The organism is Cupriavidus sp. GW822-FHT02D05 (genome assembly GCF_058802485.1).
This window is the reverse complement of sequence record NZ_JBXAOE010000001.1, coordinates 199,235-215,312: the sequence shown is the minus strand read 5'-3', so window position 1 is coordinate 215,312 and position 16,078 is coordinate 199,235. Positions and strand designations below refer to the sequence as shown.

The following is a 16,078-nucleotide window of genomic DNA, read 5'->3' as shown; positions in this document are numbered from 1 at the left end:
ATACCGGCCATGCCAATCGGGAACCCCGCTAGGTATATTGACTGTCATCGGAAAATCCGATGACAATGCGGCATGCTCAATCCTGTCTGGATCAAGACCTTCGCCACCGTAGCCGCCGCGCACAGTTTTACCGACGCGGGGCGCCAGCTCGGCCTGTCCCAATCCAGCGTCAGCGACCACGTCCGGCGCCTGGAACAGCACGTCGGGCGCCGGCTCTTTGTTCGCGATACCCACACCCTGACCATGACCGCCGACGGCGAGGCGCTGCTGGCGCACGCGCGGCTGATCCTGGATGCCATTGCGCGCGCGGAGTCCCAGTTCAATGCGCCGCGCCTGCAGGGCCGCGTGCGCCTGGGTACTTCCGATGACCTCGCGCTGGGCCCCCTGCCCAATGTGCTAGCGGCGTTTCGCAACTCGCATCCGGATGTGGAGCTGGAAATCACCATCGGCATGACCGGCAAGCTCTACGAGCTGATGGATGCCGGCGCGCTGGACCTGATGATCGGCAAGCGCCGCGAAGGCGACCGGCGCGGGTCTCCGTTGTTCAGGGGCAAGCTGGAGTGGCTAGCCCGGCCCGGCACGGTGGCGGACCTGCGCCAGCCGCTGCCGCTGATCCTGGTGCCCGAGCCCAGTGTCACGCGCGCCATCGTGCTCGATACGCTGGCCAAGGCCGGGATGCGCTGGCAGATCGTCTGCACCAGCAGCAGTCACTCGGGCTGCATCGCCGCCGCGCGCGGCGGGCTGGGCATTACCGTGCGCGCGCAATACCTGTCCGGGCGCGGGCTGTCGCCGCTGGTCAACGGCGACAGCCTGCCGGCGCTGCCGGAGGTGGAGTTCATCTCGCTGCGCGCGGGCCGCCTGAGCCGGCCCGCCGAAACCTTGCTGCAACTGCTGCAAAAGAGCGATCTGCGCGGGTCCTGGCTGGACGAGTAGCCGGCCCCGGCGCATTGGACCGCGCGCGGCTCACGCATCCGCGCCATCCTGGTACACGTTGAAGCTGCGGGCCGGCGACGCCGAAACGCCGCGGGTATCCATGCCGGCCACTTTCTGCGCGCCATCGACGAACGGGTCGATATTGCGCGCCGGATCGGCGGAAACGCCAGTGCGATCCAGGCCAGCGATGCGGGCCCCATCGGTGAACGTATCGAGCTTGCGGGCGCCGTCGACGAACGGGTCGATGCTGCGCGCCGGATCGGCGGATACGCCAGCGCGATCCAGGCCGGCGATGCGCGCGCCATCGGTGAACGTATCGAGCTTGCGTGCGCCGTCGACGAACGGGTCGATGCTGCGCGCCGGATCGGCGGAGGGACCAGTGCGGTCCAGGCCGGCGATGCGCGCGCCATCGGTAAAGGGATCCACCATGCGGGCGCGGGCGCCATCGGTGAAGGCGTTCACGGGCGCAGTGCGCGCCCCGTCGCTGTAGATGTCGCGCACGCTGGTGGCGCCGTGGGCAGCCGGGCTGGCGGCTTGGGCGCTGCCCAGGGCAAGCACCGCGCCGGTGATGGCGGCGGCAAACAGTGACTTGGTGAACGACTTGGTGAGGTTCGGGTACATGGCAATCTCCAACTGGGTGAATGTGCCCATTCGTCGCCGCCACCCACAGGAACTTACAGGTTTTTTTAGATTGTTTGCGCCGATCCATCCGCCGCATCCCCGTGCGGCGCCCCGGCCACCTAACCCCCCCGTCAAAAGTATGAACCCGGGGCTGAATCCAGCCAAAAGCATATCCCCCCAATACCGTGGCGATCTCCAACCTCCGGCCAGTGTCGGCAAGCGCACGCATGACGCTTAATACGTTAACGGGTCAAGCCCGGCTGCGTGGCATACCGAACAGAGAAAAAACCAAACGGCTGGCGCAGCAGCCGCGACCTTTCGACTTCGGGAGACAACGGGATGATCGATACCGAACTGGATCTGGCCGGCAATCACTTGCTAGGCGCCCTGCCGCCGCACGAGCGCCGCTTGCTGCTGCCGCGCCTGGATAGCGTCAGCCTGCGCACAGGGCAACTGTTGAGCGATTCCGGTCAGCGCATCCGGCATCTCTATTTCCCGAGCACGGCGGTGATCTCGATGATGTCGCTGCAGGAAAGCGGCGCCACCGTGGAACTGGCCTCCGTGGGCCGCGAGGGGCTGGTGGGACTGCCCGCGCTGACCGGCGCCGAGACCATGCCCAACCGGATCGAGGTACGCAGGAGCGGCACCGGGTTTCGCGTCGCCGCGAGCGACCTGCGCACGATCTACCCCGAGCTGCCCACGCTGCAGCGCATGGCCCTGCTCTATATGCAGGCGTTGCTCACGCAGGTGTCGCAGACGGCCGTCTGCATCCGCCACCACTCGCTGACCACGCAGTTGTGCCGCTGGCTGCTGCTGGCGCTGGACCGCTCGCCTTGCAATGAGCTCGACGTGACCCAGCAGACCATTGCCGACATGCTTGGCGTGCGCCGCGAAGGCGTGACCGAAGCGGTGGGCAAGCTGGCGGAGCTCCAGATGATCCGCCACAGCCGCGGCCATATCACCGTGATCGACCGGGCTGGGCTGGAGGGCTTTTCCGGCGAGTCTTACCGCATCGTGCGCAACGAGTTCGACCGTTTGCTCCGCCGCGCGGCCGGCTGATGCGGTGGTGGATCCGCCAGGCCGTCAATCCTGCGGCAGAGCCTGGTAGGCGGTGGCAAGGTGATATGGCGTGGTCGAAGGCATCTCCGCCCGCTCCACCTTGCCGGCAGGCGAGAGGCACTCATGCCAGCCGCCTGCGTGCAGGAATCGCGCCGGGTAGGCTTTCAGCCAGGCCTGCAGGTGCGCCAGCGCCACGCTGTCGCCGCGCACCGCCAGCGCCCGCGCGAATTCGGTCTGCGCCCAGATGCGCTGGATCGGGTCTCTGGGCGAGCCATCCAGATGCAGCGCCGCGGCTACGCCCATGGTGCTGGTGTCAACGCCGTGCTGCATGGCAAAGCCGAAGGCGCTTGCCAGCGCTTGCGCAAGCCCGGAGCCGTCGAACAACGCGGGCGCGCTGGCAAGCAGCGAGAACCACTCGAACTGATGGCCGGGCTCGACCCGGTTGCCAGCGCGATCGGTGCACATCGGCAACTCGGCAATGCAACCCGTCGCCGGATCGACAAAGGTGGCCAGCACGGCGGCGGCAATGCCCGCCAGCCGGTCCGCATAAGAGCGCTCCCCGGTGACCTCGAACGCCGCCAGGTAGGCCTCGGTCAGGTGCATGATCGGGTTTTGCTGGGGCGCCCCGCCCAGTGGGCGAAAGTCCTGCGCTAGCGCCGCATGGTACAGGCCATCCGCGGTGGCGAAACGCGCCTCGATCAGCCGTGTGGTGCCATCCAGCAACGCACGCGCCTGCGTGCTGCCCGACCGCTTGAAATACGCCGCGCAGGCAAAGACGACGAAGGCGTGGGTGTACAGGTCCTTGGTGGTATCCAGAGGCTGTCCCTGCGCATCGATGCTGTAGATAAAGCCACCCTGCCCGCCATCGGCAAAGCAGCCCCCGAGCGATGCGAACAGGCGCGCGGCATGGGCGGCCTCATCGGTGCCATCGCACTGCGAAAACACATAGAGCTGGCGCGCGCAGGCCATGGCGCGGTAACGCGCCACCGGCAGAGGCTGCTGGTCGGCGCCGGACAGCGCCTCATAGGGCAGCTGCATCGTGGCGTTCCAGCCCGGCCCGGTCCAGAGCGGCAGGACGACGCCATCGTAGTGCGCGCGCAATGCGGCGAAGGAAGCGGCCTCGGGATCAGCACCAGTGGTGGCAAGGGGTGGCGTAACGTTCATGCGGAAAAGGAAATCGGTAAGAGGCGCGTATCTGCCACCCGTGGAATATACCTCAGCCCGCCAGCTGGCCTTCCCGAGCGGCGATGGCGGCCGCTGAGTGCCGCCTTCGTCCTACTAGCTCTTTTACGCCGACGGCAAGCTTGATCCCGCCAGTAAATCGCCTAACCTTACGGCGTGGCCCCTTGAATCGATCGCCGCGGTAAGCGGCTTTTGCGCCGTATTCCGCGCCTGCCGCGGCGTCCTGGCCACATTCCTGGTTTGTGCAGGTGACATGGACGGAGGGCTCCCCCCCGCCTCCCGTCCAGTCCGTTCTCCAAGCACTTTCGGCCCGTCCGGAGCCCTCCGGAGGTCGCGCCCATGCTCCATGGGAGAGCAAGATGGAAAAGCCGGTTGTAAGCCCCTTGCGTTTTGTCGAACTACTCAACGCCAGGCTGCCCGCCCATCCCCTGTATCAGGAAGGGATGCGCGTGTACGCCATTCCCAATCATTCGGAACACCCGCACAGCCTGGTCTGCGTAGGCCCGCGTGGCGTCAAGGGCGTCTGCGCGACGGTGGAGTTGATCGTGCGCGGCGAGTGCGAGATCTTCCCCGACATACCGGGCGACTGGCACGGCTCCCACCACGGAACGGTCCGCGCGTCGCACCGCTAGGGCTGCTCCACCCTCACCCGTACCCTCATCCTCGCGTCCTGCTCAAACCCGATCCAGCTTGCGGTGAGGCTCGGGCGGCAGCGTCACGCGAATCGCGTCGTGCGCGCGCACCAGTCCGCCGGCCAGGACAATGCCCATGATGCCGGCCTTGCGCACCAGCTTGCCTTCATCGTCCCGACCCAGCACCCGCGCCAGCAGGCCCGGCTGGAAGCGCTCGATCTGCGCGCAGGGATTGCGCAGCCCGGTGATCTCGACCAGCGCGGTCTCGCCCAGGTGCAGCCGCGCGCCCGTTGGCAGCGCCAGCAGGTCGACGCCCTGCGTGGTGATGTTCTCGCCCAGCGCGCCGGGCGCCACCGCATGGCCTGCGGCTTGCAGCATCGCCTGCAGCTCCACCGATAGCAGGTGAACCTGCCGCAGGTTCGGCTGGCTGGGGTCCACCGCCACGCGGGAACGGTGCTTGACGGTTTCCCCCAGATGCGCGTCACCCTCCACGCCCAGCCCGGCCAGCAGGCGGATGACTGGCGTCACCGTCTTGCTGAAGGTGTGCGTGGCACTCAGGCTTACCGCGGCCACACTGCCCGCCTGCGGCGATTCGGCCCACCCGTTGCCAATATCGGCCGCCATGGTCATGCTGCCGCGCGGCTTGGTTCGCCTGGTGCGTCGGGCGCCGGCATCTGGACCACCCCCGAGCTGTCAGCCGCCAGGGCGCCCGCCGGATAGCGCGCGGCAAACACCAGCCGGCCCGATGACCACGTATGCGTGACCAGCGGCTGGCCGGCCACCATGGCGACCGCCACCAGGTCGGCACGCAGCCCGGCCCCGATGCGCCCGCGATCGGACAAGCCGCAAGCCGCGGCCGGGTTGGCGCTGACCAGCGCGGCAGCCTGCGGCAGGCTCAGGCCAGCGAGGCGTTCCGCGGCAAAGGCGGCGGCAATCAGCGTGGATGGCTGGTAGTCCGAGCACAGGCAGTCCGCCACCCCGGCGTTGATGGCGTCGATGGCACGCATGGAGCCACTCTGGCTTTGGCCGCGCAGCACGTTGGGCGCGCCAAGGATGGTCGGCAGCCCCTTTGCCTTGGCGGCCTGCGCCGTCTCCAGATTGATCGGGAACTCGCTCATGCGCACGCCCAGCGCATGCATGGTGGCAATACGCTGTGCCGAGTCGTCGTCATGGCTCGCGGCCGGCACCCCTGTGCGCGCGGCCAGTGACAGCAGGCGTTCAACCCGGTCCAGTGCGCCGTCCTTCTCCACCAGTTTCTTGGCGGCGGCGGCATGGGCCTCTTCGCGGCTCATGGCGTGGTTGCCCATCATGTAGGCCAGGTAGGCCTCCAGTGTCTTGAACTGGCCCTGCCCGGGCGAATGGTCCATCACGGAGACCAGGTCCACCAGGCCGGATTCCACCAGTTGCTCCAGCACCGGCAACGCGCTGGCGTCGGTGACCTCATAGCGGCAATGGATGCGGTTATCCACCAGGCTGTGGCCGCGAAAGGCGGCGACGGCGCGCACGAGCTCGCCGGCCGTGTCGAAGTTGCGCACGCCGAACGAGTTACCCGCGAACGAGACCGCGTGGTAAGGCGTGGTGATGCCCGCTGCGGCGTTGCGGCGATCGATCTGCGCCACGGCAAAATCCAGCGGGAACATCACCCGCGAGCGCGGCTCGGCTTCTTTCTCGATGGCGTCGCAATGCAGGTCGACCAGGCCGGGCAGCAGCGTCTGGCCACGCAGGTCGATCACCTGGGCGGCACGCGGCACGGCGGCGGCATCGGGCTCGATGGCCGCGATGTGGCCGTTATCGATCAGCAAGGCGCTGTCGGCTAGCACGCCGTCGGGCAGGACGATTCGTGCATGAGTCAGGTAAGCAGGAAGCATGGTCGGTTCCGGGAGCGATTGGGAACGAGTGAATACGGGAAAAATGAATGGCTCAGCCCGCGACAGCCGCAAGCTTGCCGACCGGCGCAGCCTCCATGACAGCCGGCGGGTGCAATGGCAGCAGCCTGGTGGCCACCGTCTCGCGCACGGCTTCATCGTGGAAGATGCCGACCAGGCACCGGCCCTCGGCCAGCGCCTCGCGGATCAGCGCCACCACCACCGCGCGGTTATCCGCGTCGAGCGAGGCGGTCGGCTCGTCGAGCAACAGCACCGGATGGCCGCCGATCAGCCCGCGCGCAATGTTCACGCGCTGCTGCTCACCGCCCGAGAACGTCGCGGGCGGCAGGCTCCACAGCCGGCCCGGCACCTGCAGCCGCGCCAGCAGCACCGCGGCACGCTCGCGCGCTTCGTCGGCACTGGCGCCACGCTGCTGCAGCGGCTCGGCCACCACATCGAGCGTGCTCACGCGTGGGATCACATGAAGGAACTGGCTGACATAGCCAATCACCTCGCGCCGCAATTGCAGGATGCGTTGCTCCGGCGCGCGGGTCAGCTCCACCCACGCGTCGTTGTCACGGATGCGGATGCTGCCTTCGGTGGCCAGGTAGTTGCCGTACAGACAGCGCAGCAGCGTGCTCTTGCCCGCGCCGGAACTGCCGGCCAGCACCAGGCATTCGCCGGCGGCAGCGTCGAAATCGATGGCCTGCAGCACGGGCAGGCGCGTGCCGCCCTGGTTGTGCAGGATGAAGGTCTTGCCGAGGCCGCGCACCTGGATGCGCTGGGCGTCGGCGGCCGTGCTTTGATGGTGGTAGGCGTCTTGCGTCATGATCAGCCCTGCAGAATGGAAGACACCAGCAACTGGGTGTACGGGTGGTGCGGATCGTCGAGGATCTGGTCGGTCAGGCCGCTTTCCACCACGCGCCCGCCCTGCATCACCAGCGTGCGGTGCGCCAGCAGGCGCGCCACGGCGAGGTCGTGGGTGACGATGATGGCAGCCAGCCCAAGGTCCGCCACCAGCCGGCGCAGCAGGTCGAGCAGGCGGGCCTGCACGGAGACATCGAGCGAGGCGGTAGGCTCGTCCATGAACACCAGGCGCGGATGCGTCACCAGGTTGCGGGCAATCTGCAGGCGCTGCTGCATGCCGCCGGAGAAGCTGGTCGGCGCATCGTCCAGGCGGCCCAGGTCGAGCTCCATCTTTTCCATCCACGTGCCAGCCACTTCGCGCAGCTCGCCATAATGGCGCCCGCCCACCGCCATCAGGCGCTCGGCGATATTGGCGCCGGCGCTCACCCGCATGCGCAGGCCATCGCGCGCGTTCTGGCGCACGAACCCCCAGTCGGTACGCGCCAGCAGACGCAGCCGGGCGTCGGACAGCGTGGCGAGGTCAACCAGCCCTTGCTCGCGGGTGTCGTAGCAAACGCTGCCGGATTCCGGCGCGGCCTGCCATGACACCGCCTGCAGCAAGGTGCTCTTGCCCGAGCCGGACTCGCCCACCACGCACAGCACTTCGCCGGGGAACAGATCGAAGCTGACATCGTGGCAGCCATGCACGCCGTCCCAAGTGCGGGTCAGGCCGCGCACGGACAACAGCGGCTGGTGCGGATCGGTGCGGCTCATGCGGCCTCCTTGCGTGCGTGGGCGGCCGTACCGTTCGGCCCGGTCTCACCCTGCTCCTGGCGCGTGGCGCAGTACTCGGTATCGGAGCAGACGAACATGCGCCCGCCCGCGTCGTCGGTGATGATTTCATCGAGATAGCTGTCGGTGGAGCCGCATAGCTCGCAGCAGCCATCCCACGTCTCCACCGCGAACGGATGGTCGTCGAAGTCCAGGCTCTTCACGCTGGTAAAGGGCGGCACCGCATAGACTCGTTTCTCACGCCCCGCGCCGAACAGCATCAGCGCCGGGCTGTAGTCCAGCTTGGGGTTGTCGAACTTGGGGATCGGCGACGGCCGCATCATGTAGCGCTGGTTGACCATCACCGGGTAGTCGTAGGTGGTGGCAATGCGCCCATGGCGGGCAATGTCCTCGTACAGCTTGACATGCATCGCGCCGTACTCGGCCAGCGCGTGCATGGTGCGGGTCTCGGTCTCGCTCGGTTCCAGCCAGCGCAGCGGCTCAGGGATGGGCACCTGGAACACCATGATCTGGCCCTTGGCCAGCGGCGTTTCCGGAATCCGGTGGCGGGTCTGCACGATGGTGGCTTGTGCGGTGCGCTCGGTGGTCTGCACGCCGGTCACGCGGCCAAAGAAGCGGCGGATATTGATGGCGTTGGTGGTGTCGTCAGAGCCCTGATCGATCACCTTGAGCACATCGTCGCTGCCGATGATGGAGGCGGTGACCTGGATGCCACCGGTGCCCCAACCGTAGGGCAGCGGCATCTCGCGGCTGCCGAAGGGCACCTGGTAGCCGGGGATGGCCACCGCCTTGAGCAGCGCGCGGCGCAGCATGCGCTTGGTGGATTCGTCCAGGTAGCCGAAGTTGTAGTGTTCGTCGCGCACGACGGTGTTGGCATTGGTGTCGGTCATGATGCGATGGCCTCCTGCGCCAGCACTTGGGAGATGACGGCATCGTCTTGCCCGGGCGGCGTGGGCGCCGGGGACGGCACGCCCTGACCGCGCTCGGCGCGCAGGCGGCGCAGCAGTTCGAGATTGGTCTGGAAATCCACGTAGTGCGGCAACTTCAAGTGCTGCACGAAGCCGGAGGCCTCCACGTTGTCGCTGTGGTAGAGCATGAACTCCACGTCGTTGGCGGGCGCGTCGGCGGCCTCGCCCAGTTCGGCGGCGCGCATGGCGCGGTCGGCCAGCGCCATCGACATGGCCTTGCGCTCGCCATAGCCGAACACCAGGCCGTACCCGCGCGTAAAGCTCGGCCCTTCCTGCGCGTTGCCAGCGAACTGGCTCACCATCTGGCATTCGGTGACCTCGATCTCGCCGATGGTCACGGCAAAACCCAGTTCCTCCACGAACAGTTCCACTTCCACCTCGCCGTAGCGGATCTCTGCCGCGAACGGGTGCGAGTTGCCGTAGCCCCGCTGGGTGGAGTAGCCCATCGACAGCAGGAAGCCTTCATCGGCGCGGGCCAGGTTCTGCAAGCGCGCCGGACGCGCCGCGGGCAGCGCCAGTGGCTCGCGCGTGAGGTCGGGCGGCGCGGGATCGTGCTCGGGCACGGTCTCCGGCTCGATCAGCGACTCCTGGCGCAACAGGTCCGTCACGCGTGGCATGCGCGCATCCAGCGTGGTTGCCGCAGCCGGCAGCGGCGCATTGTCGCGCTCGGCTTCCAGTGTGAAGTCGAGCAGGCGCTGGGTGTAATCGTAGGTCGGCCCCAGCACCTGCCCGCCCGGCACGTCCTTGAAGGTGGACGAGATCCGGCGCTGCAAGCGCATGGCGCCGGTATCGAGCGCCACCGAATAGCCAAAGCGCGGCAGCGTGGTGCGATAGGCGCGCAGCAGGAACACGGCTTCGATCAGGTCGCCCGCGGCCTGCTTGATCGCCAGCGCGGCCAGGTGCGGGTCGTACAGCGAGCCTTCGGCCATCACGCGCGACACGGCCAGCGGCATTTGCTCGCGCACCTGCGCCAGTGTCAGCTCCGGCACGCGGCGGTCGCCGCGGCGGTAGTCGTCCAGCATGCGGTACGAATTGAGGATGGCGCGCTCGCCCCCTTTGACGGCAACGTACATGTCAAGCCTCCGCTTGGGTGGTGCGCGGCAGCGCGCACAGGGCGCTGCCACTGGTCAGCAGCACGTCCACGCCGAGCGGGAAACGCGCATGGTTGGCCTGCCACTGGGTCCAGAAATCGGCCGGCAAGCCTTGCACGGCCAGCGTGGCGTGGGTCTCGATGCCCGGGCCGCGCAGCGTGACCTTGGGGCCGCCGTTCAGCGAGGCGACCTCGATCAGCAACGTGGCGGAGCGGTCCGGGTACGCCGGATCGCCCTGGGCGCAAGCCACCAGATCGGGCACGGCATGGCCGGCCGGCACCGCCACGAAGGCCGCCTGCGCCACTTGCGCCACCAGCGGGCAGCCGCAATGGAAGCGCAGGAAGGCGCGCACGCCCTCGGGCGTCTCGGGCGGCAGCCACAGCGGCGTATCGCTGTCGACCAGCGCGAGCAGCAGCGCGCTCAAGGCCGGGGACAAGCCCTGCGGCACGCCGCACGGCTCGGCCAGTTCGCCGATGCTGCCCGGGTGCGACATGGCATGCAGCGCGGCGCGGAAGGTCCGCTGCGCCGATTGCACCGCATCGTCGAAGCCGGGCAGCAGCATCGGCGCAAGCGCGCCGTGCCGCCCCGGGGGCACGTTGTCGTATCCGGCCGTCTGGGCGGCAATCGTTTGGCCTGGCATCTCAGTCCTCTCCACGCACCATGGTAAAAAACTCCACCTTTGTCTGCGCCGCCACGGCGGCCTTGTGTTCGCCTTGCGCCGTGCGCGCCCGGGCCAGCGGCGCGACCACTTCGGCCTGCACGCGCGCATGCCAACCGGGCAACTGCAGCAGCGCATCCAGCACGGCGATCTGCTCCGCCTGGGCGTGGGTGCGGCCTTGCACGTAACCCACCCCGACCACGCCCGGCTCCAGCGTCACCGCGCAACGCGTCACGCTGACCTCCCCGAGGTTGAACTGCGCCCCCGTGCCGCCGGCGCGCCCCCGCACCATGGCCATACCGCTCTCCGGCTTGCGCAGCAGGCGGTAGGCCGGCAGCGCGCCGAGGCGGCCCACGGCCTGCGCCAGGGCATCCGGAGCGGCCAGAGCCAGCACGCGCAGCCAGGCGGCTCGGGCCGCTTGAGCCGCTTGAGCCGCTCGCTGCTGGGCCGCCGCCCCTGCCTGCGTGCCCGCTTCGGTATCGGTTCGATCCATTTCACATCCCCTATACGTCTATACGTTTAGATGTAGAATACCATCCATGGCCGAACTACAACACAGCCAGATGAAGCTTTCATGACGCCCTGCCGTGCGCTTCGGCCCCGTGCACGGCATGGCCAGGTTGAGGCACAATCGCATCCTATTGAAGCATGCAAATGATTAACGCAGGATGACGAAAAGGCAGGGCACGATGGTGGAACAGGAAGTCGAGCGGGGTTCGGGAGTTGCGGTATGGCGCCAGATCGGCGAGGCCCTGGCGCTCGACATCCGCAACAAGCTCTATGTCCCGGGCGAGCGCCTGCCGCCCGAGCCGGAGCTGGCCACGCGTTTCGCCGTCAACCGCCATACCATCCGCCGCGCCATGGGCGAGCTGGAGCAAAACGGGCTGGTGCGCATCGAGCAAGGCCGCGGCACCTTCGTGCAGGAACACGCCATCGACTACGCCATCGGGCGGCGCACGCGTTTTTCGCAGAACCTGGCCAGCCAGGGCATGCGCGGGCACATCGAGGTGCTGGAATCGCAAACACTGCGCGCGCCCGAGATCGCCAAGCACCTGGGCCTGGCGCGCAGCGCGCCCATCCTGCGCGTGCAGATGCTGGGCAAAGCCGAAGCCCGCACCATCGACGTGGCCGAGCATTATTTCGATGCCACGCGGTTTCCGGACATGGACGCCGAGCTGCGTGCGCGCCTGTCGATCTCCAAGGCGTTCGCCCATTACGGCATTACCGATTACACGCGCAAGTGGTCGCGCATCACCGCCGCCATGCCGACGGCGCCGGTGGCCCGCCAGCTCAACCAGCCCAAGACGCGGCCGATCCTGCAGGTGGAGGCGCTCAACGTCGACCTGGAGGGCGCGCCGCTGCAATACAGCGTGGTGCGCTTTGCCGGCGACTGGGTCCAGCTGACCGTAACCGACCAGGACTAAAATGCGCAATCGTCCGCCGTTTGGGATACACGCCCTACCGATCAAATTGGTCTAGACATCTGTTTGTCATTTGCCCGCGCTAAGGTCGCCAGCATGGATACCAATCACGCACCTCACCCCACCCTTGCCGGCCTGAGCGGCCGCCGCGTTCTCACCGCCAACGGCATTGCGCCGGCCGCCTTCGCGTTCCGCGACGGTTGCCTGGCGGGGCCGGCCAGCACGGCAGGGCCTGCCCTCGATGCGGGCGACCTGCTGGTGCTGCCCGGCATCGTGGACATTCACGGCGACGCCTTCGAGCGTGCCGTGATGCCGCGCCCCGGCGTGAGCTTTCCGTACACCAGCGCGCTGTTCGACGTGGACCGCCAGTTGCTCGCGCATGGCATCACCACCGAGCTGCACGGCGTGACGCTATCGTGGGAAGGCGGCCTGCGCGGCGAGGCTTACGCCCAGCGCATGTTCGACGGCCTGGAGCGCATGCGCGGCACCCTTGGCGCGCAGCACCATGTGCACCTGCGCTTCGAGGCACATCACCTGGCCGGGCTGGAAACCGCGCTGGCCTGGATCGATAGCGGCAAGGTGCGCTTCCTGGCCATCAACGACCACCTGCCGCTGATGGCCACCCGCCTGCACGACGCGCGTAAGCTGGCGCAGTACGCGGACCGCGCGGAGTGCGATCCGGTCATCTTCCGCCAGCGCCTGGAGCAAGCAGCCGCGCAGGCAAGCGAGGTGCCCGAAGGCGTGGCCCGGCTGATTGCCGCCGCCCGTGCCGCCGGCCTGCAGGTCGCCTCGCACGACGACGGCGACGCCGCCACCCGCCAGCGCTATCACCAGCAAGGCTGCACCGTGGCGGAATTCCCGCTCACCGTGGATGTGGCCCGCGCCGCCCACGCGCTGCGCAACCACGCTGTATTCGGCGCGCCCAACGTGATCCGCGGCGGCAGCCACACCGGCGCCCCGGATGCCACCGAGATGATCGCCGCCGGGCTGTGCAACGTGCTGGCCTCCGACTACTACTACCCGGCGCCCCTGCAAGCCGCGTTCCGCGTAGCACAGCTCGGCGTGCTGCCGTTGCCGGCCGCCTGGGACCTGGTCTCGCGCAACCCGGCGCGCGCCGCCGGCATGAACGACCGCGGCGCGCTCAGCCCCGGCCTGCGTGCCGACGCCATCATCGTCGACGACCGCGATCCCGCCCTGCCCCAGGTCTGCGCCGCCATTGTCGGCGGTGTGCTGCACCACGCCACGCGTGCCTTCCCGCTGGTGCAGGCCAGCGGCGAGCGGCGCGCGGCCTGACCCGCATGACCAGGATGCCGAGCCCGATGTCGAACAATCCATTGCCACAGGCTTACCGCTACGCCATCTACCTCAACCCCGCCGCGCCCTTTCGGCTGGTGGGCGAGCAATGGCTGGGCCGCAGCGCCGAAACAGGCGAGGCAATTGCGCGTACCGTACCCGACGATGCCCGCCGCATTGCCCGCATCGCCCGCTGGACGGAAGCACCGGCCCACTATGGCCTGCATGCCACACTCAAGGCCCCGTTCCGGCTGGCGGATGGCCAGACGCCTGCCGGGCTGGACGCCGCCATGCGCGTCTTCGCGCTGGACCGCCAGCCCTTCGCGGTACCGCTAGCGCTGCACAACCTGCGGGGCTTCCTGGCCTGGTGCCTCGGCGGCGACGCCAGCGCCAATGCGCGCATGCACGCGCTGGCAGACGCAGCGGTGCGCGAGTTCGACAGCTTCCGCGCGCCGCCCACCCCCGCCGAGCTGGCACGCCGCAAGCCAGGGCAACTGAGCGAGCCAGCCCGGCGCATGCTGGATGCGTGGGGCTACCCGTACGCGTTCGAGACCTTTATTTTCCACATCACGCTCACGGGGCTGCTCGACCAAGCCGAGCAGGACAGCGCCATCGCCATGCTGCAGGCCGCGAGCGGCCCGCTGCTGCTGCAGCCGATGACGGTACGCGACGTCAGCCTGTTCGTGCAGAGCGCGCCGGACGCGCCCTTCCTGGCCGCCCGCCACTATGGCTTTGACGGCAGCACCACCGATGCCGCCGGAGCGGTCCTGCTGGAAGCCACGGCATGAGCGCCAAGGCCATGCGCACCGCGGTGCGCGCCAACATCGCCGCGCCCTGCGCCGAAGCCCCGCGCGGCAGCGGCCTGGTTTACCTGATGGGGCCCTCCGGCAGCGGCAAGGACTCGCTGCTGCGCGTGATGCGCGACAAGTTGCAGGATGATGCCGGCGTACGCGTGGCGCAACGCTACATCACCCGCGCCAGCAGCGCCGATGAAGACAGCGTGGCGATCACCCCCGCGGCGTTCGAGCACCGCGTGGCGCAAGGCGGCTTTGCGCTGCACTGGCGCAGCCACGGCTTGTGCTACGGCATTGGGACTGAGCTTGACGACTGGCTGGCGCAGGGCTTGTGCGTGGTCGTGAACGGGTCACGCGAGCACCTGGCCGCCGCCCACGCGCGCTATCCGGCCCTGCACGCCGTGCAGGTCAGCGTGCGCCTGCACGTGCTGGGAGAGCGCCTGCGGCTGCGCGGCCGCGAGGACGAGCAAGCCATCGTGCGGCGCCTGCAGCGCGCCGGCGAGCCGTTCGCCGTACCGGCAGGGTGCCGGCTGACGGTGATCGACAACAGCGGCGCACTGGAGGACGCGGCAAGCGCGTTGATGCGGCTCACGCACGAGCGCACGCGCCAGCACCAGAATCAGCAACAGCCGTAGGGTCCCGCTCCGGGCCCGCCACCACCCCGGCATCATGCAGCCGGCCTACGGCGGCGCCATCCAGCCCCAGGACTTCATGCAGCACCTGGTCGGTATGCGTGCCCAGCAACGCAGCAGGCATGGTTGCCTCGCGCTCCATCGACGCAACCCGCACCGTCGCGCCGGCCGCAAGATGTTCGCCGATCCCTGGGGTCGCAATGCGCTCGAACACCGGATTGGCAAGGCTGACACGCGGATCGCCGGCCAGCAACTCGCCGACCGTGCTGTAGCGGCCCCAGCAGACCTTGCGCGCTTCCAGCAGGCGCTCCGCCTCTGCCTGCGTGCGGGTGGCAAACCAGGGTGCAACCAGTTCGGCAATGGCCTCGCGGCAGGCAAAGCGATCGGCCTCGTCACCAAGGTTCAGGCCCGTGCGCTGCTCCAGCGCAGTCACCTGCCCGGCGATGCCGCAAGCCTCCACCAGCGCCTTCCATTGGCCCGCCGAGATCGCCGCCACCATCAGGCGGCCGCCGTCCAGCGTGCCAAAGTCGCGACCGAAGGCGCCATACAGGTGATTGCCGATCGACGGCCGCTCCTGCTGCAGCAATTCGGCCTCGGCCAGCAGGCCAAGATGCGACAGCATGGTGAAGGCCATGTCGGACAACGCCAGCTTCAGCTGCGCGCCTGCGCCCGTGCGCCGGCGTTGCTCCACCGCGGCGACCACGGCAAAGGCGGCCTGGTAGGCGCAGGCAATGTCCCAGGCCGGCAGCACATGGTTGACCGGCCGCTCGCGCGACCCGCCGCCGGTGACAGCCGGATACCCGGTGGCGCAATTGACGGTGTAGTCCACCGCCGTGCTGCCGTCGCCGTTGCCCTGGATGGTGCAGCTGATCATGTCCGCGCGCCGCGCGGCCAGCGCCTCGTGCGCGAGCCACGCTGTGCCGATATTGGTCAGCAGTACGCCCGCATCCGGCCCGGGCGCCGTCGCCAGCGCCTGCACCAGTTCACGCCCTTCGGGCTTGTGCAGGTCGACCGCGATGCTTCGCTTGCCCTTGTTCAGCGCGGTCCAGTACAGGCTGCGTCCCTTGCCGCCGGCCTGCGGCATGCGCGGCATGCGCATGTAGTCAATGCCGCCGCCGATCATGTCCACGCGGATCACGTCAGCGCCGAACTGGGCCAGCGTGAGGCCGGCCAGTGGCGCCGCGATAAAGGCCGAGCTTTCGATCACGCGCAGCCGGTTGAGGAATGGATAGGTCATGGGAGCGGTCCGGTCCGTAGTGGCGTAGTGGCGTAGTGGCGTAGTGGCGTAGTG

General features: G+C 68.5%; 18 protein-coding genes. 7 read left to right on the top strand and 11 right to left on the bottom strand.

Annotation, left to right across the window (positions count from 1 at the left end; translation table 11 throughout):
* Positions 1-72 precede the first annotated feature (72 nt).
* Complete coding sequence (locus tag AC1RQK_RS00985) at positions 73-933, top strand: LysR family transcriptional regulator (RefSeq protein WP_043354809.1); 861 nt, start codon at positions 73-75, stop codon at positions 931-933.
* 30 nt (positions 934-963) lie between these two features.
* Here AC1RQK_RS00985 and AC1RQK_RS00980 read toward each other — a convergent pair whose 3' ends face one another.
* Positions 964-1,554, bottom strand: coding sequence for a copper resistance protein CopQ (locus AC1RQK_RS00980; RefSeq protein ID WP_492807183.1), 591 nt, complete (start codon positions 1,552-1,554; stop codon positions 964-966).
* A gap of 339 nt (positions 1,555-1,893) precedes the next feature.
* Between AC1RQK_RS00980 and AC1RQK_RS00975 the strand changes: the two genes are divergently transcribed.
* Positions 1,894-2,613 (top strand): Crp/Fnr family transcriptional regulator, encoded by a 720-nt coding sequence (locus AC1RQK_RS00975; protein WP_492372013.1) that lies wholly within the window; start codon positions 1,894-1,896, stop codon positions 2,611-2,613.
* A gap of 24 nt (positions 2,614-2,637) precedes the next feature.
* Here the strand turns inward: AC1RQK_RS00975 and AC1RQK_RS00970 are convergent, their stop codons facing one another.
* Positions 2,638-3,777: an AGE family epimerase/isomerase gene (locus tag AC1RQK_RS00970; RefSeq protein WP_492807181.1), complete on the bottom strand. Its 1,140-nt coding sequence runs from the start codon at positions 3,775-3,777 to the stop codon at positions 2,638-2,640.
* Positions 3,778-4,154: 377 nt separating this feature from the next.
* On the opposite strand from AC1RQK_RS00970, the gene AC1RQK_RS00965 reads away from it, so the two are divergent.
* Positions 4,155-4,427, top strand: a complete 273-nt coding sequence (locus AC1RQK_RS00965) for a hypothetical protein (RefSeq protein WP_174423701.1) — start codon at positions 4,155-4,157, stop codon at positions 4,425-4,427.
* 42 nt (positions 4,428-4,469) lie between these two features.
* Here AC1RQK_RS00965 and AC1RQK_RS00960 read toward each other — a convergent pair whose 3' ends face one another.
* The 8 genes from AC1RQK_RS00960 to phnG form a co-directional block, all read right to left on the bottom strand.
* Positions 4,470-5,051 carry an MOSC domain-containing protein gene (locus AC1RQK_RS00960; protein WP_492807178.1) on the bottom strand — a complete coding sequence of 194 codons (582 nt, stop codon included), beginning with the start codon at positions 5,049-5,051 and terminating at the stop codon, positions 4,470-4,472.
* A gap of 2 nt (positions 5,052-5,053) precedes the next feature.
* A complete protein-coding gene (locus AC1RQK_RS00955; RefSeq protein WP_492372016.1) occupies positions 5,054-6,295 on the bottom strand; it encodes an alpha-D-ribose 1-methylphosphonate 5-triphosphate diphosphatase in 1,242 nt (413 codons plus the stop codon).
* A gap of 52 nt (positions 6,296-6,347) precedes the next feature.
* Positions 6,348-7,121 (bottom strand): phosphonate C-P lyase system protein PhnL, encoded by a 774-nt coding sequence (gene phnL / locus AC1RQK_RS00950; RefSeq protein WP_492372017.1) that lies wholly within the window; start codon positions 7,119-7,121, stop codon positions 6,348-6,350.
* Positions 7,122-7,123: 2 nt separating this feature from the next.
* Entirely contained in the window at positions 7,124-7,912 is a 789-nt protein-coding gene (gene phnK / locus AC1RQK_RS00945; RefSeq protein ID WP_150989340.1) for a phosphonate C-P lyase system protein PhnK, read from the bottom strand.
* Positions 7,909-8,820 carry an alpha-D-ribose 1-methylphosphonate 5-phosphate C-P-lyase PhnJ gene (locus tag AC1RQK_RS00940; protein WP_492372018.1) on the bottom strand — a complete coding sequence of 304 codons (912 nt, stop codon included), beginning with the start codon at positions 8,818-8,820 and terminating at the stop codon, positions 7,909-7,911. The genes phnK and AC1RQK_RS00940 overlap by 4 nt, the downstream gene beginning before the upstream one ends.
* Positions 8,817-9,971 carry a carbon-phosphorus lyase complex subunit gene (locus AC1RQK_RS00935; protein WP_492372019.1) on the bottom strand — a complete coding sequence of 385 codons (1,155 nt, stop codon included), beginning with the start codon at positions 9,969-9,971 and terminating at the stop codon, positions 8,817-8,819. Before AC1RQK_RS00935 ends, AC1RQK_RS00940 begins: the two co-directional genes overlap by 4 nt.
* Position 9,972: 1 nt before the next feature.
* Positions 9,973-10,551, bottom strand: a complete 579-nt coding sequence (phnH, locus tag AC1RQK_RS00930) for a phosphonate C-P lyase system protein PhnH (RefSeq protein ID WP_492372076.1) — start codon at positions 10,549-10,551, stop codon at positions 9,973-9,975.
* A gap of 79 nt (positions 10,552-10,630) precedes the next feature.
* Positions 10,631-11,140: a phosphonate C-P lyase system protein PhnG gene (phnG, locus tag AC1RQK_RS00925; protein WP_492372020.1), complete on the bottom strand. Its 510-nt coding sequence runs from the start codon at positions 11,138-11,140 to the stop codon at positions 10,631-10,633.
* A 196-nt stretch (positions 11,141-11,336) separates the two neighbouring features.
* Here phnG and phnF point away from each other — a divergent pair, with 196 nt between their 5' ends.
* From phnF to phnN, 4 genes are all read left to right on the top strand, one after another.
* Positions 11,337-12,071 carry a phosphonate metabolism transcriptional regulator PhnF gene (gene phnF / locus AC1RQK_RS00920; protein ID WP_492372077.1) on the top strand — a complete coding sequence of 245 codons (735 nt, stop codon included), beginning with the start codon at positions 11,337-11,339 and terminating at the stop codon, positions 12,069-12,071.
* Between the two features lie 93 nt (positions 12,072-12,164).
* Positions 12,165-13,361: an alpha-D-ribose 1-methylphosphonate 5-triphosphate diphosphatase gene (locus tag AC1RQK_RS00915; RefSeq protein WP_492372021.1), complete on the top strand. Its 1,197-nt coding sequence runs from the start codon at positions 12,165-12,167 to the stop codon at positions 13,359-13,361.
* Between the two features lie 26 nt (positions 13,362-13,387).
* Complete coding sequence (locus AC1RQK_RS00910) at positions 13,388-14,149, top strand: DUF1045 domain-containing protein (protein WP_492372022.1); 762 nt, start codon at positions 13,388-13,390, stop codon at positions 14,147-14,149.
* Between the two features lie 11 nt (positions 14,150-14,160).
* Complete coding sequence (gene phnN / locus AC1RQK_RS00905) at positions 14,161-14,790, top strand: phosphonate metabolism protein/1,5-bisphosphokinase (PRPP-forming) PhnN (protein WP_492372078.1); 630 nt, start codon at positions 14,161-14,163, stop codon at positions 14,788-14,790.
* Here the strand turns inward: phnN and AC1RQK_RS00900 are convergent.
* Positions 14,744-16,024, bottom strand: a complete 1,281-nt coding sequence (locus tag AC1RQK_RS00900; RefSeq protein WP_492807175.1) for a CoA transferase — start codon at positions 16,022-16,024, stop codon at positions 14,744-14,746. The genes phnN and AC1RQK_RS00900 overlap by 47 nt on opposite strands.
* Positions 16,025-16,078 lie beyond the last annotated feature (54 nt).

Coding starts and splice junctions, on each gene's coding strand:
- AC1RQK_RS00965 (WP_174423701.1), top strand. CDS start 4,155: ATGGAAAAGCCGGTTGTAAGCCCCTTGCGTTTTGTCGAACTACTCAAC.
- AC1RQK_RS00935 (WP_492372019.1), bottom strand. CDS start 9,971: ATGTACGTTGCCGTCAAAGGGGGCGAGCGCGCCATCCTCAATTCGTAC.
- AC1RQK_RS00980 (WP_492807183.1), bottom strand. CDS start 1,554: ATGTACCCGAACCTCACCAAGTCGTTCACCAAGTCACTGTTTGCCGCC.
- AC1RQK_RS00985 (WP_043354809.1), top strand. CDS start 73: ATGCTCAATCCTGTCTGGATCAAGACCTTCGCCACCGTAGCCGCCGCG.
- AC1RQK_RS00955 (WP_492372016.1), bottom strand. CDS start 6,295: ATGCTTCCTGCTTACCTGACTCATGCACGAATCGTCCTGCCCGACGGC.
- AC1RQK_RS00960 (WP_492807178.1), bottom strand. CDS start 5,051: ATGGCGGCCGATATTGGCAACGGGTGGGCCGAATCGCCGCAGGCGGGC.
- AC1RQK_RS00900 (WP_492807175.1), bottom strand. CDS start 16,024: ATGACCTATCCATTCCTCAACCGGCTGCGCGTGATCGAAAGCTCGGCC.
- phnF (WP_492372077.1), top strand. CDS start 11,337: ATGGTGGAACAGGAAGTCGAGCGGGGTTCGGGAGTTGCGGTATGGCGC.
- AC1RQK_RS00970 (WP_492807181.1), bottom strand. CDS start 3,777: ATGAACGTTACGCCACCCCTTGCCACCACTGGTGCTGATCCCGAGGCC.
- phnN (WP_492372078.1), top strand. CDS start 14,161: ATGCGCACCGCGGTGCGCGCCAACATCGCCGCGCCCTGCGCCGAAGCC.
- AC1RQK_RS00910 (WP_492372022.1), top strand. CDS start 13,388: ATGTCGAACAATCCATTGCCACAGGCTTACCGCTACGCCATCTACCTC.
- AC1RQK_RS00940 (WP_492372018.1), bottom strand. CDS start 8,820: ATGACCGACACCAATGCCAACACCGTCGTGCGCGACGAACACTACAAC.
- phnL (WP_492372017.1), bottom strand. CDS start 7,121: ATGACGCAAGACGCCTACCACCATCAAAGCACGGCCGCCGACGCCCAG.
- phnK (WP_150989340.1), bottom strand. CDS start 7,912: ATGAGCCGCACCGATCCGCACCAGCCGCTGTTGTCCGTGCGCGGCCTG.
- AC1RQK_RS00975 (WP_492372013.1), top strand. CDS start 1,894: ATGATCGATACCGAACTGGATCTGGCCGGCAATCACTTGCTAGGCGCC.
- phnG (WP_492372020.1), bottom strand. CDS start 11,140: ATGGATCGAACCGATACCGAAGCGGGCACGCAGGCAGGGGCGGCGGCC.
- phnH (WP_492372076.1), bottom strand. CDS start 10,551: ATGCTGCTGCCCGGCTTCGACGATGCGGTGCAATCGGCGCAGCGGACC.
- AC1RQK_RS00915 (WP_492372021.1), top strand. CDS start 12,165: ATGGATACCAATCACGCACCTCACCCCACCCTTGCCGGCCTGAGCGGC.